Annotated in this window: 14 protein-coding genes; all 14 read right to left on the bottom strand. The window is 39.3% G+C overall.

The features are described 5' to 3' along the window. Window positions 1-221: 221 nt before the first annotated feature. A complete protein-coding gene (locus B494_RS0112915) occupies window positions 222-1,439 on the bottom strand; it encodes an IS110 family RNA-guided transposase (RefSeq protein ID WP_017472809.1) in 1,218 nt (405 codons plus the stop codon). Window positions 1,440-1,734: 295 nt separating this feature from the next. Next, window positions 1,735-2,166, bottom strand: a complete 432-nt coding sequence (locus tag B494_RS0112910; RefSeq protein WP_017472808.1) for a VOC family protein — start codon at window positions 2,164-2,166, stop codon at window positions 1,735-1,737. Next, window positions 2,153-2,605: an N-acetyltransferase gene (locus B494_RS0112905; protein WP_017472807.1), complete on the bottom strand. Its 453-nt coding sequence runs from the start codon at window positions 2,603-2,605 to the stop codon at window positions 2,153-2,155. The genes B494_RS0112910 and B494_RS0112905 overlap by 14 nt, the downstream gene beginning before the upstream one ends. A 95-nt stretch (window positions 2,606-2,700) precedes the next feature. Then, window positions 2,701-3,075 (bottom strand): MmcQ/YjbR family DNA-binding protein, encoded by a 375-nt coding sequence (locus B494_RS0112895; RefSeq protein WP_017472805.1) that lies wholly within the window; start codon window positions 3,073-3,075, stop codon window positions 2,701-2,703. A gap of 306 nt (window positions 3,076-3,381) precedes the next feature. Continuing rightward, window positions 3,382-3,816, bottom strand: coding sequence for a hypothetical protein (locus tag B494_RS0112890; protein ID WP_017472804.1), 435 nt, complete (start codon window positions 3,814-3,816; stop codon window positions 3,382-3,384). Continuing rightward, window positions 3,813-5,771 carry a S9 family peptidase gene (locus B494_RS0112885; protein WP_017472803.1) on the bottom strand — a complete coding sequence of 653 codons (1,959 nt, stop codon included), beginning with the start codon at window positions 5,769-5,771 and terminating at the stop codon, window positions 3,813-3,815. Before B494_RS0112885 ends, B494_RS0112890 begins: the two co-directional genes overlap by 4 nt. Then, window positions 5,743-6,975: a trans-sulfuration enzyme family protein gene (locus B494_RS0112880; RefSeq protein WP_017472802.1), complete on the bottom strand. Its 1,233-nt coding sequence runs from the start codon at window positions 6,973-6,975 to the stop codon at window positions 5,743-5,745. Before B494_RS0112880 ends, B494_RS0112885 begins: the two co-directional genes overlap by 29 nt. A gap of 35 nt (window positions 6,976-7,010) precedes the next feature. After that, window positions 7,011-8,045 (bottom strand): ABC transporter ATP-binding protein, encoded by a 1,035-nt coding sequence (locus B494_RS19380; protein ID WP_017472801.1) that lies wholly within the window; start codon window positions 8,043-8,045, stop codon window positions 7,011-7,013. Then, entirely contained in the window at window positions 8,045-9,019 is a 975-nt protein-coding gene (locus B494_RS0112870; protein ID WP_017472800.1) for an ABC transporter ATP-binding protein, read from the bottom strand. The genes B494_RS19380 and B494_RS0112870 overlap by 1 nt, the downstream gene beginning before the upstream one ends. A 34-nt stretch (window positions 9,020-9,053) precedes the next feature. After that, window positions 9,054-9,977 (bottom strand): ABC transporter permease, encoded by a 924-nt coding sequence (locus B494_RS0112865; RefSeq protein ID WP_017472799.1) that lies wholly within the window; start codon window positions 9,975-9,977, stop codon window positions 9,054-9,056. Between the two features lie 16 nt (window positions 9,978-9,993). After that, window positions 9,994-10,911, bottom strand: a complete 918-nt coding sequence (locus B494_RS0112860; RefSeq protein ID WP_017472798.1) for an ABC transporter permease — start codon at window positions 10,909-10,911, stop codon at window positions 9,994-9,996. 73 nt (window positions 10,912-10,984) lie between these two features. Next, window positions 10,985-12,556, bottom strand: coding sequence for an ABC transporter substrate-binding protein (locus B494_RS0112855; RefSeq protein ID WP_026065245.1), 1,572 nt, complete (start codon window positions 12,554-12,556; stop codon window positions 10,985-10,987). Next, window positions 12,531-13,766: a M20 metallopeptidase family protein gene (locus B494_RS19375; protein WP_017472796.1), complete on the bottom strand. Its 1,236-nt coding sequence runs from the start codon at window positions 13,764-13,766 to the stop codon at window positions 12,531-12,533. The genes B494_RS0112855 and B494_RS19375 overlap by 26 nt, the downstream gene beginning before the upstream one ends. 34 nt (window positions 13,767-13,800) lie before the next feature. After that, window positions 13,801-14,535 carry a FadR/GntR family transcriptional regulator gene (locus B494_RS0112845; protein WP_017472795.1) on the bottom strand — a complete coding sequence of 245 codons (735 nt, stop codon included), beginning with the start codon at window positions 14,533-14,535 and terminating at the stop codon, window positions 13,801-13,803. Window positions 14,536-15,276 lie beyond the last annotated feature (741 nt).

The following is a 15,276-nucleotide window of genomic DNA, read 5'->3' as shown; positions in this document are numbered from 1 at the left end:
TTGGTATCATTCGTTTTAATATAATAAAGACGAATAATCCATTCACAAAACAAACGGATCATTCGCAACTGATCTTACGTCTTTTACTTTTGTCCCAACCTCTTTCCTACGTTTAGTCAATAGGTTTTCAATTAATTATTTTGATGTCACCTAAATCTTGGCATACAAAATAAACCTCATCTTTGTCTATTTTTAAATAAGGTTCTTATGATATACTACAGTTATTGGTCCTTTGAGACCGCGTGCGAGTATTCGTACTTTGTATGGTTCCTAGCCATGGAATACATACACTTTATGCTCTTGTTCATACAAGCGACAACGGCAACCTTGTCCTTCTTGGGGGTAGGTTGCTTTTTTAGTTTGTAATAATAATCGACAATATGGTTAGGAGCTGCTTTCTGCTGGCGAATCATGTTCCGAATAATTAGATACAAAATCTTTCTCCCTTTGGGATTTCCGCGTTTATTAATATGGTCTTGTCCTTGATATTTACCAGATTGGTATCTCCGGATATCAATTCCCACAAAAGCGTTCACTTTTTTGTGATTCGAGAAGCGGGACAAATCACCAAGTTCTCCCATCACAAGAGCGGCACTAATTTCTCCAATACCAGGTAAGCTAAGAAGTAAATCAAACTCAGGAAGTTGTTTGGCTTCCGCGATGAGTTCTTTAGATACGCGTTCTTTTTCTTCTAAAAGATGGAGAAGCTGACGCGCATAGTATCGTACCTTTTGAGTTTGAACACTCTCTGGAGAAACAGCTGGGTAAGAAGAGTGAGCGTAGCTCATAATTTCTACGGCTTTCTGTTTCGCGCGATTCTGTGAAATGTTCTTTAAAGTATGATTAATCAACTGATTTTTAATTTTTGTGACACTCGATCTTAACACAAGATCTGGATGAGGAAAGAGCTCTATAAGACTTAATGCGTAAGGTGTAATCCTACTTGAGAAAAACTGTTCAAGCTCTGGAAAACTAAGCTGAAGTGCATTGTGGAGATACATACGTATTCGTTTAATCTCCTCTTCAATCTCTTGATAAAAACGCGAGAAGTCTCGCAGATGTTGATAGCCCACCGATTGGGATTGATTCTCCTCTCTTCTGTGAAGGGCCTGAGACTGAGCTAACAAGTGAGCATCGTGTTTGTCCGTTTTCCAGCTTCTGAGAGTTCCTAGCTCGAGCTGTTTTTTGGCTTCTAACGGATTTAGAAGACAGTACCGCAGCGCATTCCTTTGACAGAATGTCTCGACTGGTTTTGAATAGATCCCAGTAGCTTCAAAGACAACGATCACATCCCCTGGAAGGGTCTGAATGTGATTTAATAACCGTTGAAACCCCATTTGGTTATGAGGAATTTCTTCTTCATACAAACATCTTTGGTCCTGATAAATGACAGCATAACTTTTCCCCATGGATACATCTAGTGCAACTACAAATTCCATATTGATTCCTCTTTTCGTATAACATTGAAAGATCTTCACTTAGTTCATTCCGATTCTAATTTCCTTTACACGAGCTCAGTGGCCCCAACATACTTAAATCTGATTCAAAAATGAAAGTGAAGAAGCTCGGTTTTTTATACGGATTCTATGACCCCTGAGGCTTTGGTCGAGCTTTCTTTCACTTCTCACTATAACTCTAAAAAGAAAAATAGTGGGCAAAATCATCCGTCGATGATCTTACCCACTAATCTTAGTATGTTTTTCATAGATACAGCGTCAGATCTTCGTCATCTTGTTACTCGATAATTAACATATCATTGTCATCAAAAATCCAGTCTTCTCCATAGGCTACTTCCCAGTAGTAACCATCTAAATCAGTAAAGTAGCCACTATAACCACCCCAAGAAACGGTTTCAGGAGGCTTCACAATCGTCGCCCCATGTTGTGCAACTAATGCAAAAAATGCATCCACCTCTTGCTTAGACTTCATGTTTATTGCTAAAGTTATCCCAGCAAAACCTCCCGTATTCACTTGAGGTGGATTCGTCTTGTCAATATCTTTCGCCAATTCATGAATATTAAATAACTCTAGTTTGGTCCCACTATTTTTAAAGAATACAACAGGCGCATTGTCCCCGGCAGTGGTTTCAAAGCCAATTTTTTGATAGAAATCCAATGCGCGCGGAATATTAGCTACACCTAAACAAATCAAATTAATCCGATTCAATTTGCCCACTCCTTTTCCACTTCATCGTGTACTCACTTGCATCAGTTTCCTGATTGTGTTGCATGTCCATAATTTGAAAATCGTTGTTAAGGTAAAATCGAACAGCCTGCTTGTTTTGTTGGTAAACATTCAACGTTAATGACTGAGCTCTTGCTTTCGCATGATCAAGTAAAGCTTTACCTATTCCTTTACCACGTTCACTTCGATCAACAAACAAACCAGCAATATAACCATCACTAACTCCAATAAAACCAACAATATTTTGATCACGCTTTTTAATGTAAAGTGTAGCCGTCGGAATCATTTTACGAACGGTTTCCACACGCGATTCCCAATAACTTATGTCTATAAAGTTGTGCGCCTCACCATTAGCTGTGAGCCATATCGTCATTATTTGGTCTAATTCTGTCTGTTTTAGTTCATTTAATTCTATAATCATCGCTAAATATCCTCTCTATTGGTTTATCTAAGATATTTAGTTCACCACACTCATCAAGGTCCCCCCATTCTATAACTACACGTTCCATTCACAACTTATCCCAGCTGTTCACGGACTTTTTTGGTTAGTTTTTTATAAACAAGCTGATACGATTGTAAAATTAACCGTTCAATTTCTTCATCCGTTAGTTGCTCTGTCCTTAGCTTTATTGAATTCCAATGGACTTTATTGGCATAATAACCTGGCTTCACATCCGTGCATGTTTCACGGAGAAATTCATTATCTTCAGGCAACCCTTTCAAAGTAATAATCGCATCTTCATTCGGTTCAGGCGTCATCATTCCGAACATTTTTCCAACTAAATCAAAGTAATAGACATTCCAATCTTCTCGATAATAGACTTTTGCCCCTTTCAAGCGATCACCTACATTTTTAAGGTGATCAATCCGTGTTGCGATTAACTGAGACATTAAAACCCTCCTTTAGAAAATAAGAATTTTAAATTAAGTATACCATGATAGCTTTAAAATGACCCTTCGTTCCTTCCCCTCTTCTTATTCTCTTTCAAGTCAATCCTATATGATCCTTTTAGACAAACAGAACGCATTCACTAATATCCTAGTGAGTGCGCCCCGTTCCCTTTTAATATTGGTAGATGACTTTATCGTCGTTATGATCCTTTACCTTTTAAATAAAGGTTCTGTGTCAAATGACGTTGGTCAGCATTTTTGCCGATAATTATATAGGTGAATTTCACAAACATTCAAGTCGGATTATTAAGTTGAATACCTTAGACATATTTTATAATCATCATTCGCCTCATGCTTTACACACCATTGTCCTTGAATCATTCTTTCCAACAAAAGTAGTTCTTTATTGTCTAATTGCAATTTTATTATGGTTAAATCTTTTTGATGATAATCTATGTTTTCCTTTTTATTAAATCTATAGTTTAATAGTTTTTTCAACCCATTCAAATGTAAATGTTTCATCTGGTATCCGTTAACTATTGCTTGCTGCCAGTCTTCATTCAGATCTGAAGCTATTTCTAGACGGTCAGAAAAATCCATATCGGGGTCAATCACTTTATCTTTAAATATAGTAAAATCTTTACGATCAAGTGCGTCAATAATCGATGGATGTGATAGACCACTCGTTAAACAATTTTCAATTAAAAAAGCGACTGGCATCGACAATCTAATCGCGCTCATGTTTCGCTCTCTCCTTTTAGATATTTATTAAACCAATCATTGACATGTTCAAGTAAGTTGATTCGATAGTATGGTTTCCCATTCTTTAATACACCGTGGTTAGCACTTGGAAACCTGATTAGTTTTGTGCATTTGTCTTGGCTTTTTAACGAGGTAAATAATTGGTCTGCTTGTTCGACAGGACAACGCAAATCGTTTTCACCATGAATGATTAGAAGTGGTGTCTCTATGTTATTGACGTATGCAATAGGCGACTTGTCCCAAAGGTGTTGTGCATCCTTCCATGGATCACCACCAATCATAGCTCTCGTATACCTGATTCCAATATCACTCACCCCATAAAAAGACAACCAGTTCGATATACAGCGTTGGGTAACTGCAGCCTTAAATCGTTTAGAATGACCGATGATCCAATTCGTCATAAGTCCACCATAACTGCCACCAGCAACACCTAAGCGGTTATGATCGAGGCCTGAAAAATGTGCTAAAACATAATCCACGCCTTTCATTAAATCTTGATAATCGCCTTCCCCCACCTGTCCTCGACAACCCTTGGCAAAGGATTGCCCGTAACCAAAGCTTCCTCTAGGATTAATAAACATCACCGCATAACCTTGACCGACTAACGTTTCGAGTTCATGATTAAATACATTCGCGTACATTGCATGTGGACCACCATGAATATGTAAAATAAGCGGTAATTTTTCATGTCCTGCTTGTTGTTTTGGTGTTTTCAGCCATCCCTGAATGTTGTACTGGTTATCACTTTCGAACCAAAAAGGGGTTGTTTCACTTTGATATCGAGTTACCTGTAATGATTGGTGATTATTCGTTACATTTGTTGTTTCTCCTGTACTTAAATCAATGGCAAATAAGTCTGATGGACTGGTATCGGTAACAGCAGCAATATATAGAAGGTTATCATTCTCTGAAAACACAAAATGATAAACATCCTTTGCACCAGTTGTTATCGCTTTGACCTCTCCATGCGCATTCAGTTGATAAACGTGTACATACCCCTCCTTTGTTCCTAGCAAATAGATCGATTGATCTGAATCTTGATAAATGAAGGTTGAACAACTTCCTTTTACTTTTGTATCGCCTAATGCAAAATTCCCCAACTGCATATCAATTGCCGCTGTTATACAAACAGGTGTATCATGTGCTGACGACAATTGAAAAACTTGATTTTGCGAAGCACTACCTTCCGCTTGATCATTCGCTAGAAGCCAAACCGTGTCACGATTAGTCCCATAGCTATACTCAGCAATAGATAAAGTCGTGTCCGTTCTTGTTCTAATCTCTTGACTACTGAGGTCAAGAGAATAAAGCGCATGATTCGTTATTTTATCGATATCCCCAACATCGCGCTTAACCTTTACGAGGAAAGATAACTCCTTTTCATCAGGTGACCACTTCAAGGGACCTGTTATATTTATAGTAAAAGTGAGCTGAATCATGGTCGCAGACGCGAGATCGTAAAGGTACACATCTTGGACATGCCCATCAACATAACCACTACCCTCATTTTTATAATCTAACTGCTCAAATGCCTTCCCCGCTTTCTGATCGTTATCACCTAATGGATAATCGCGTACAACTATAGCCAAATATCGACCAGTAGGTGACCAACTAAAACCAGTGACACCATATGGAAATGTGGTAAGCTGTTCTTCTTGGCGCGCATCTAATGCCAACAGCCAGAGTTGCTTCCCTTCTTTCGATTTCCTTAAAAAGGCAAGTTGATGTCCATCAGGCGACCATGCTGGAGCTGTGTCCTGATTCCCTTTTGTTATTTGCTTGTTTCCCGTTGTACAAATCCGGTTCACATATTGATCCCTTTCTTCATCTACAGATCGTTCGACATAGACTAATTGATCATTGCTACTGAGAATCGGATCGCTTATTTGCTTATAAAGCATTAAGTCACTTGCTAAACATTTTCTTCTCTTCATCGCCCACTCCCTCTTTCATCGCTTCCATCACACGATTTAACGCTTGCTCTAAATCATTTATAATATCGCTAGGGTCCTCCAGGCCAACAGATAACCGAAGTAAACCGTCTGAAATGCCAAATGTCAGCCTCTCCTCCTTCGGAATAGAGAAGTGCGTCATTGAAGCTGGATGCTGAATTAACGTCTCCGGATCACCCAAACTAAAGGATATAATAATCAGCTTTAATTGATTCATAAAATCATTGGCTTGCTTTAACCCACCTTTTAATTCAAATGAAACAATGCCACCCATATCATTCATCTGTTGTTTAGCTAACTGATGTTGTGGATGATTGGCTAAGCCCGGATAAAAGACATGCTCAACTAAAGGGTGATCCATTAAATATTCAGCGATTTGCTTGGCATGCTGACAATGTGTTTTCATGCGTATTCCCATCGTTTTTAAACCTCTCAAAATTAAAAACGCATCCCAAGCATTTAAATGTTGGCCGAGATCACCAGCAATTCTTTTTCGAATAAATTCTATTATTCGTTTCGATCCGACAACGAAACCTGCCAATACATCACCGTGACCATTAATGTATTTTGTTGCGCTGTGAACCACAACATCCGCCCCTAAACAGAGTGGGTTTTGTAAATAAGGTGACATAAATGTATTGTCAACGATTAACGGGATACTAGCTTCTTTAGCAATTGCCGATAATTTACGAAGGTCAACAATCGTTAGTAGCGGATTAGAAGGTGTCTCTACATACAGGGCTTTGGTATTATCTTTGATTGCCGACCGAACTGCTTCGACATCGGTACAATCAACAAAATCAAAATCAATACCAAAACGCGGTGCGAGGTGGGTTAAGAAATTATAGGTTCCCCCATAAATGTCCTTTGTTACTAAAAGATGCTCGCCAGTTTGGACGAGTGCTAGAATAGCTGAAGAGATCGCAGCCATCCCACTGCTTAATCCAATGCTTGCTTCACCTGCTTCTAATTGAGTTATTTTTTCCTCTAGCTTGCTTGTTGTTGGGTTACCGTAACGACCATAGAACGTTCCTTCTACTTCACCAGAAACGACTGACGCTGCCATTTCACTTGTTGAAAAAGCGTAAGCAACCGCTGGGATGATTGGCTGAGCTATCGGTTTAGTTTGATGACTGTGGTTATCATCATGAATTGCGATTGTATCAAACTGCCATGTCTGGTTCATGATTATCTTCCTTTCTGATTTTAAAACGCTCACGATTATCGTCGGGCAGGTTGTTCTTGATTTAGTGCTTGACTTATATTTTTATTTAACGGAAAATGGCAGGCGACATAGTGCCCTTCTCCATCATTCTGAAGTTTAGGTACATTCTGCTTACAAACCGATTGGGCATATGGACAACGCGTATGAAATTTACAACCACTTGGCTGGTTCGCTGGGTTCGGTAACTCCCCTTCCAAAATAATTCGATCTGTCTTTTGATGCGGGTTCATAACAGGAATCGCTGAAAGTAACGCTTCTGTATAAGGGTGTTTCATATTATCAAACAATGCATCTTTTGTTGCGATCTCAACAATTTCACCCATATACATGACAGCAATTCGATCGCTAATGTGCTTAACCGTAGGTAATCCATGGGCAATAAAAATATAGGTCAAATTATATTTTTTTTGTAATGTTTTTAACAAATTTAAAATTTGAGCCTGAACAGAAACATCTAATGCCGATACAGGTTCATCACATACAATAAGCTTTGGCTTTAACGCTAACGCTCTAGCAATGCCAATACGCTGCCGTTGCCCACCACTGAATTCATGGGGAAATCGATCTAAATGTTGCTTTCCTAGTCCAACCTCTTCTAATAAATTTAGCACGTCCTCTTTTAACTTCTTACCTGAAGCCATGCCATGAACAATCAGAGGCTCGGCAACGATATCAAAAACCTTCATTCTTGGATTAAGCGAGGAAAATGGATCTTGAAAAATAATCTGCAAATCTTTGCGCACTACTCTTCGTTCATGTTCATTCAAACGACTAAGATCACGACCGTCAAACCATATATCACCAGAAGTCTGCTCCAGAAGCTCAGCAATCATAAGTCCTGTTGTTGTCTTGCCACAACCCGATTCACCTACCACACCGAAGGTCTCGCCAGCTTTCACTTCAAAACTAACGCCATCAACGGCTTTAAAGAATTGATCTTTCTTTTTTAAGAAACCTTTTTTTATCGGGAAGTGCTTTTTTAATGCCGATACTTTTAATATAGGCACCCCATCTTGATGATTTTCACTCACTATAACCCCTCCTTCGCCCGAATACACCTTGCAAAATGATCAGGAAAATCCTCGATTAATGCTGGTTTTTCTAATTTACAAGCCTCGATGGCGTATTTACAGCGGGGATGAAATGGACAACCCGAAGGCATTTCAGTCAAATCGGGAACCACTCCAGGAATGGCCTCGAGCATCTCTTGTTCGACTTCTAATCTTGGAGTTGAGCCTAATAATCCCATCGTGTAAGGATGTTTAGGGTTATCAAATAATTCCTCAACCGTCGTTTCTTCCACAATTTCACCTGCATACATGACGATTACACGATCAGCCATTTCCGCAACAACACCTAAATCATGGGTAATCAGGAGTACACCTGTATTTTGTTGCTCACTTAGATGTTTGATTAAGTCAAGTATTTGAGCTTGAATCGTGACATCTAGTGCTGTCGTTGGTTCATCGGCGATTAACAACTTCGGCATACAAGCTAATGCAATAGCGATCATAACGCGTTGCCTCATGCCACCAGATAGTTGATGAGGAAACTGTTTAATCACTTTACTTGCATTGGAAATTCCGACGCGCTCTAGCATTTCAACACTTTTTTTAATTGCTGTCTCCTTATCTACTCGCTGATGTTTACGAATAACTTCACTTATTTGATTTCCAATCGTAAAAACAGGATTAAGGGAAGTCATTGGCTCTTGGAAGATCATCGACATTTTATTCCCACGATAACGATTAAGTTTTTTCTTTGATAGCGATAATAAATCACTACCTTCAAATAAAACTTCACCTGCTATGACTTTACCTGGGTCAGTAATTAAGCCCATTATAGAGAGCGAGGTCGCACTTTTCCCACAGCCTGATTCACCAACAATCGCGACTGTTTCCCCTGGATTAACAGTAAAACTGATGTCATTAACAGCTGGAACATCACCGTTTTCACTACTAAAAATTGTTTTTAACTGTTTGACCTCTAGTAAGCTGGATGTCATCCTCTCGCCTCCTTGATTAACCTTGCTCATTTGATTAGCCGTTTTTCATCTTCATCCGCGGATCTAGGATATCCCTCAACCAATCACCGAGGAAAATAACGCCTAAAACGGTAATTGTAATTGCAATGCCTGGAAAGGTGGCAACCCACCAACTTGTTGCCACATACTGTCTACCATCACTTAACATGCCTCCCCAGGACACGGCAGGTGCTTTAACGCCTAATCCTAGAAAACTTAATGAAGCTTCTAGCACAATCGTCGTTGCAACATTCATTCCAGAAATAATGATGAATGAGGAAAGAACGTTAGGAAGAATATGCTTGAAAATAATCCGTTTCTTTTTTGCACCGATTGCTTGTGCCGCTTTAACAAACTCTCTTTCCTTTATACTCAATACTTCGCCCCTCACAACCCGAGCATAAGGGACCCAACTTGTTATTCCAATCACCACGATTAGCGTACGAAGTCCAGGTCCTACCACTGCTAAAAAGACAAGCATCAGTAAAATAGTTGGAACCGCTAAAAAGGCATCGGCAATCCGCATAATAATAGCATTAATCCAACCGCCATAAAAACCTGCCAGCAAGCCAAGAGTTGCGCCAATAAATCCAGAAAAAAGAACCGCACCAATTCCAATAATTAAGGATATTCTTGAGCCAAAGACGATTCGACTCCAGATATCTCTACCCAAATTATCGGTGCCGAGAATATGATCCGCTGACCCACCTTCCATCCACATCGGTGGCTGTAATCTGGCAAGGGGATTAACTTGAGCAGGATCAAATGGAGTAAGCCACGGGGCAAAAACAGCAAGACACGTGACGAGTATAATAAGAAATAAACCAACCGTTCCTGTTTTACTGTTAAATAGTAATTTAATCGTTTTACTTAATTTGCTTTTTTTATTTGAAGCTGATCGTGTGCTTACATGCTTTTCTTCAAAGGTCTTAGCTAACACGACACGCGTCACCTCCTTAGTTATACTTAATACGAGGATCTAACAGTCTATAGACCACATCTGTTAAAATATTGATGACAATAACAAGTAGAGCAATAATAAGTACAGCCGCTTGTATAATCGCCATATCTTTATTGTTTACGGCCGCCACTAACAACTGTCCAAGACCAGGCCATGCAAAAACAGTCTCTGTAATAAGCGTACCACTGATCAGACTTGTAAATTGAAGGCTCATAATTGTCACTACAGAAATCAGACCATTTCTAAATGCATGCTTACCAACCACAATGGCTTCAATAATCCCCTTGCTTCTTGCTGTCCGAATATAGTCCTGATTTAATATTTCAAGCATAGTCGAACGAATCATCCGTGTCATTTGTGCAGCTAAGCCCACGCCTAATGTGAACGCAGGAAGCACCATATTTTCTAAGCCACCTCTCCCCGATACTGGAAACATCCCTAACATAACGGAGAAAAATAAAATCAACATAATACCGACCCAAAAATTAGGCATTGCTTTTCCAAGTACTGAAATACCTGAAATAATTAAGTCTAAATAGGAGTTTCGCTTCAAAGCAGAGAGAATGCCTAGTGGAATCGCAATAAGGGTCGATATAACCATCGAAACAACAGCCAGTTCAATACTTGCTGGGAGTCGTTCAAGAACCAACGGAAGCGCTTGTTGTCCGTAATGATACGAAATACCGAAATCGCCTCTAATGGCATTTGATATAAAAATGCCATATTGAACATAGAGGGGTTCATTTAACCCAAGCGCCTCAGTCATTTCAATCCGATCTTGTTCTGTTGCTGATTCTGGTAACATTAACGCGACGGGATCACCCGTTGCGCGCACAAGTACAAACACCAGCATTGAAATAATAAATAAAACAGGGACAATCTGTAAAATAGATTTAAATAGATATCTAGTCAAAAAAGCACCTCCCTCTTATCATTTGGTTAGGCTAAAGGCGGCAAATGCCCCCTTTAGCCATCGTTAAAGTAGACTAATCAAGAGAGATTTCTTCAACAATAAACATTTCATCCTCACGCGGGCTATAGTCAAGGCGGTCATTTACACCATATATCCCTTCCATTTGAAACAGATAAATAGATGGACGTTCCTCTGCGAAGATTTGTTGAACCTGCTGATACTGACTTTCTCTGTCTTCAGGATCCATATTAACAAGCGCGCTTTGTAATAGTTCTTCTACTTCTGGATTATCATAATCTGTTTCATCTTCTGCTTGCTCAGCTAGATAACGACCGTAGTTATTAGCTGCGTCATTTAAGGAGTTGCCAATTCCAATCATAAACATCTCCTCAAAGTTCTTTGCATTGAATTGCTCATAAAAGGCAGTAGCTTCTAAAATATCAAGATTAACAGTAAAGCCCACCTCGGTTAACATAGCGGCAATGACTTCTGCATACTCACCATATTGCGCAGCAGATGAGAAACTGATTTCCAAATCTTCACTCGTATAACCAGCTTCTTCTAACAAACGTTTGGCTTCTTCTGGATCATATACTGACTGTTGATACAAACTTGGATCAGCACCAAAGTTACCCGGCGTGACGGATGTTCGCGTTAAAACACCAGCACCACCCGCAATACTATCGACAATGGCTTGTTTATCAATAGCTAAATCAATGGCTTCTCGTACGATTGGATCAGATGTTACATAGCCGTCTGTATGACGTAAAATCGTTTGAAGTACACGTCTTGTCGGAGCTGTAATAATTGAACGTCCCTCTTCTCCTGCCACTCTATCCATGTCAGCAACGGGGACATTTGCAATAATATCAACACCACCGACAAGTAACTCAGACACACGCGTAGACGCTTCCGGTATCGTTCTAAACACGACGGCATCCCATTCCACTTCACCCTCGTAATAATCTTCATTTTTCACCAGTTCAACCCGATCATCTCGCGTCCAACTACTGAATTGATAAGGTCCTGTTCCAATTGGCTCTTCTAAAAAGTGATCAAATCCATTTTCTTCGATATAGTCTGCAGGTAACATCCCTGAACCCATTCTCGACAATCTATTAATAAAAATTGGATCCGGGTTTTTTGTTACAATGGTTACGTTATAATCATCTTCAATAATGACTTCATCAATTTCTTGATATAAATAATACTGGCTAAGCGCGCTATCTTGTGCTACTCTTTCTAAAGTGAATTTCACATCTTTTGCAGTAAAAGCATCACCATTATGGAAGACCACATCATCTCGTAATGTTAAACGCCAAGACGTTTCATCAATATTATCCCAATCAGTTGCAAGACCAGGAACTTTATTACCATCGGGATCATTTTTAATTAAATAATCAAACACATTGATAAGCACCGCTTCACTAATCGTGTTGTTATTGTTATGAATATCAAAACTTTCAATATCAGTAGCGTTTGCAATCGTTAAAACTTTTTCATCATCTTCTACTTCACTTGCACCCTGATCAACGTCTTCGCTATTCCCGGTGTCTTCATTTGAACTACAAGCAGCTACAATGAGTAGCACAGTGGCTAGCAAGACAAATAATAGTGGTTTAGTTAAATAATTTTTCACTTTCATATCCCCTTTTTTTATTGTTTTTGTGTTGCTGATCGTTTAAATAATTTAATGCAATGGTTGACAACATCGCCGCACCTAAAGGTAGAGCCCGCTCATCTAAATCAAACTTAGGATGATGAAGTGGGTATGCGGTTTGTTCTTGTCCATTTCCTGCCCCTAATCGAAAAAAAGCTGCTGGAATTTTCTTAGCATAAAAGGCGAAATCTTCACCCCCAGTTGAGGGCCGCATGTGATGCCAATGATCATCACCCAAAACATCTTTACCACTTTCAATCACTAAATCTAGTAAATCATCGTGATTTCTTAGTGTCGGGTAATTTTTTTTGTAGGTTAGGATATAATCAGCCCCAAACGCAGATACAACGCCTTTGATCGTTTGCTCGATGAGATGAGGGAGTTGTTTTCTTATTGAATCAGATAATACTCTCACGGTTCCCACCATTCTGACTTGAGACGCAATCGCAGTCCCTATTGTACCTCCCTGAATCTGTCCTATCGATATAACAACAGGCTCTAGAGGATCGATCATTCTGCTTGAGATGTTTTGTAGGGCGTTAATCACTTGAGCGGCAATTGCAATGGCATCTAGACCTTCGTGAGGACGAGCACCATGTCCTCCTCTCCCAATAATATCTATTTCAAGATCATCTACTGAAGCAAAAGCAATACCTCGAGTTCCACCAATGTGACCCACTGGTAAGCTTGGATAAACATGTAAACCAATGATAGCATCAACCTTATCACGGTCTAATACACCATCCTTGATCATCGCATCCGCACCTGCTAATAATTCTTCAGCCGGTTGAAAAATAAACTTGATATTGCCGTATTCTGGTCTCCCAATCTCAGTTAGGATTTGAGCCGATCCCATCAGAATACTCGTATGTGCATCATGGCCACATAAATGCGCCTGGTTTAATGTTTGAGAACGATAGCTGACCTGTTTTTCATCTTGAATCGGTAGTGCATCCATGTCTGCTCTTAAGGCAATCGTTGGCCCCGGTACGTGGCCAGCTAACATGCCAACCACACCTGTCCCACCCATACCTGTCGTTACTTTCAAACCTAAGCTTTGTAAATGTTCCGCTACAATTGTGGAGGTTCGTTTTTCCTTGTATCCTAATTCAGGATGCATGTGAAAGTCTCTTCGCCACATCGTTAATTGATCTTCTAAATGTTCTGACCTCATTAATAGATTTTCTGCTAACATAATGTCCCCTCCCATACATCGCTTGACATACTGTTTATCTATCAATCTCTCTTTCAAAGACACGCCTATAAATCGCATCTTTTGCATCGATAATATGTAAAGTCATGAGTTCTCTAGCTCTTTCTCCATCTCCTTTTTCAAGTGCATGAAGAAGGTCGGTGTGACCCTCAATATTCTTTTCCTTAACCCTTTGATTATAGGGCATTAAATCTAAGGCAGGATTAATCTTTGTTCGTATTTCTCTTACCGCACTTTCAAAATAATGATTCGCTGAAGCTTTAGCAATCGTCAAATGAAAGCGAACATCCAAAGATCTAAACCACTCTCGCGTACAATCCTCAGTCATGCTTTTATCCAAGTAATCTCGCAACTGAATTAGCGTGTCTTTGTTCATCCGTCTTGCGGCTAAAAAAGCTGTTTCAGGCTCGATAATGTTACGGTATTCAAATATTTTTGTTAAACAATCCCATGCTTGACGAATTTCTAGTCTATTTCGTTTGTGAGAATTATCCGTTAGAGGTAAGACAAACGTCCCTCCTTTTGCTCCTAATCGCCTTTCGATTAATCCCCTTCGTTCTAATTCTGCCAATGCCTCACGAATCGTTAACCGACTTGCATTAAATATAGAAGATAGTTCTCGCTCTGTTGGAAGTTGTTCACCTGCGATAAGCTCTTTTAAGATAATAGCTTCTTCTAATTGTTTTAGAATAAAATCACTGACTTTTTTAGAGCTGACGGCTTCAAACTGAAAACTCGAATCTGTTCGCATCCAAATCTCCTTTCTTCCATTAGAACCTTGTAGCTGCCCAACCTTTTGAGTAAAGGCGCTAGATTTCTTATCCATATCACTTTAACGTGAAAAATGTTTATGGTTTAAACCTTAAACCTTTATTAAATAACAATATAAGACACCTTTCGACTGAAGTCAATACAATATTCAGAAAATTCTGATAAAGTCTGTTAAATAATCTAACAACAAAATTTTCAGAATCAAGGGCGAATACTTTGATATTTCATAACAATATAAAACGAATCTTCAATCAGTGGGTATTTTCGTTCTTTGCCCACTGATGGTTAGCGGAGCGCATCAGGCCGTTAGTTCCCACCTACATAGATTGATCTCTAATATCTATTTGCAAGTGAACGTTTTACGGACAGTTAGCTGTGATGAAATAAATTGCACATAATAACTTACGGTAAAATAGCAAATGCGCGAACTGGAAATACAGACGCTTTTTCAAACTTTGGTACAATCACAAAAAGATAAAATTGAATCGCATGTAGAACATCACTCATTTTCAACCCACCTCATCTGATATTTTTTGAAACATTTATCTACATATCGCGCTTTCTTTAAGCTTTAGCAAAGGCTGGATTAATTTCGTTGTAAGGAATTTGTTCACTTTCCAAATCATTAGGTGTTTTAATGCTTTCCAAACGCAAAAAACCCCTTCTAAACAAAGATAGAAGAGGTTAATAGACATCAATTGTGATGACTCTTCTTATCTTT

Source organism: Amphibacillus jilinensis Y1 (assembly GCF_000306965.1).
Lineage (GTDB): Bacteria > Bacillota > Bacilli > Bacillales > Amphibacillaceae > Amphibacillus_C > Amphibacillus_C jilinensis.
This window is presented reverse-complemented; position numbering and strand designations above follow the sequence as displayed.

Excerpts from the sequence above, each read along its gene's own strand:
- B494_RS0112855 (WP_026065245.1), bottom strand. The coding sequence starts at position 12,556 with ATGAAAGTGAAAAATTATTTAACTAAACCACTATTATTTGTCTTGCTA.
- B494_RS0112870 (WP_017472800.1), bottom strand. The coding sequence starts at position 9,019 with ATGACATCCAGCTTACTAGAGGTCAAACAGTTAAAAACAATTTTTAGT.
- B494_RS0112880 (WP_017472802.1), bottom strand. The coding sequence starts at position 6,975 with ATGAACCAGACATGGCAGTTTGATACAATCGCAATTCATGATGATAAC.
- B494_RS0112905 (WP_017472807.1), bottom strand. The coding sequence starts at position 2,605 with ATGATTATAGAATTAAATGAACTAAAACAGACAGAATTAGACCAAATA.
- B494_RS0112890 (WP_017472804.1), bottom strand. The coding sequence starts at position 3,816 with ATGAGCGCGATTAGATTGTCGATGCCAGTCGCTTTTTTAATTGAAAAT.
- B494_RS0112895 (WP_017472805.1), bottom strand. The coding sequence starts at position 3,075 with ATGTCTCAGTTAATCGCAACACGGATTGATCACCTTAAAAATGTAGGT.
- B494_RS19375 (WP_017472796.1), bottom strand. The coding sequence starts at position 13,766 with ATGTTAGCAGAAAATCTATTAATGAGGTCAGAACATTTAGAAGATCAA.
- B494_RS0112915 (WP_017472809.1), bottom strand. The coding sequence starts at position 1,439 with ATGGAATTTGTAGTTGCACTAGATGTATCCATGGGGAAAAGTTATGCT.
- B494_RS0112845 (WP_017472795.1), bottom strand. The coding sequence starts at position 14,535 with ATGCGAACAGATTCGAGTTTTCAGTTTGAAGCCGTCAGCTCTAAAAAA.
- B494_RS0112885 (WP_017472803.1), bottom strand. The coding sequence starts at position 5,771 with ATGAAGAGAAGAAAATGTTTAGCAAGTGACTTAATGCTTTATAAGCAA.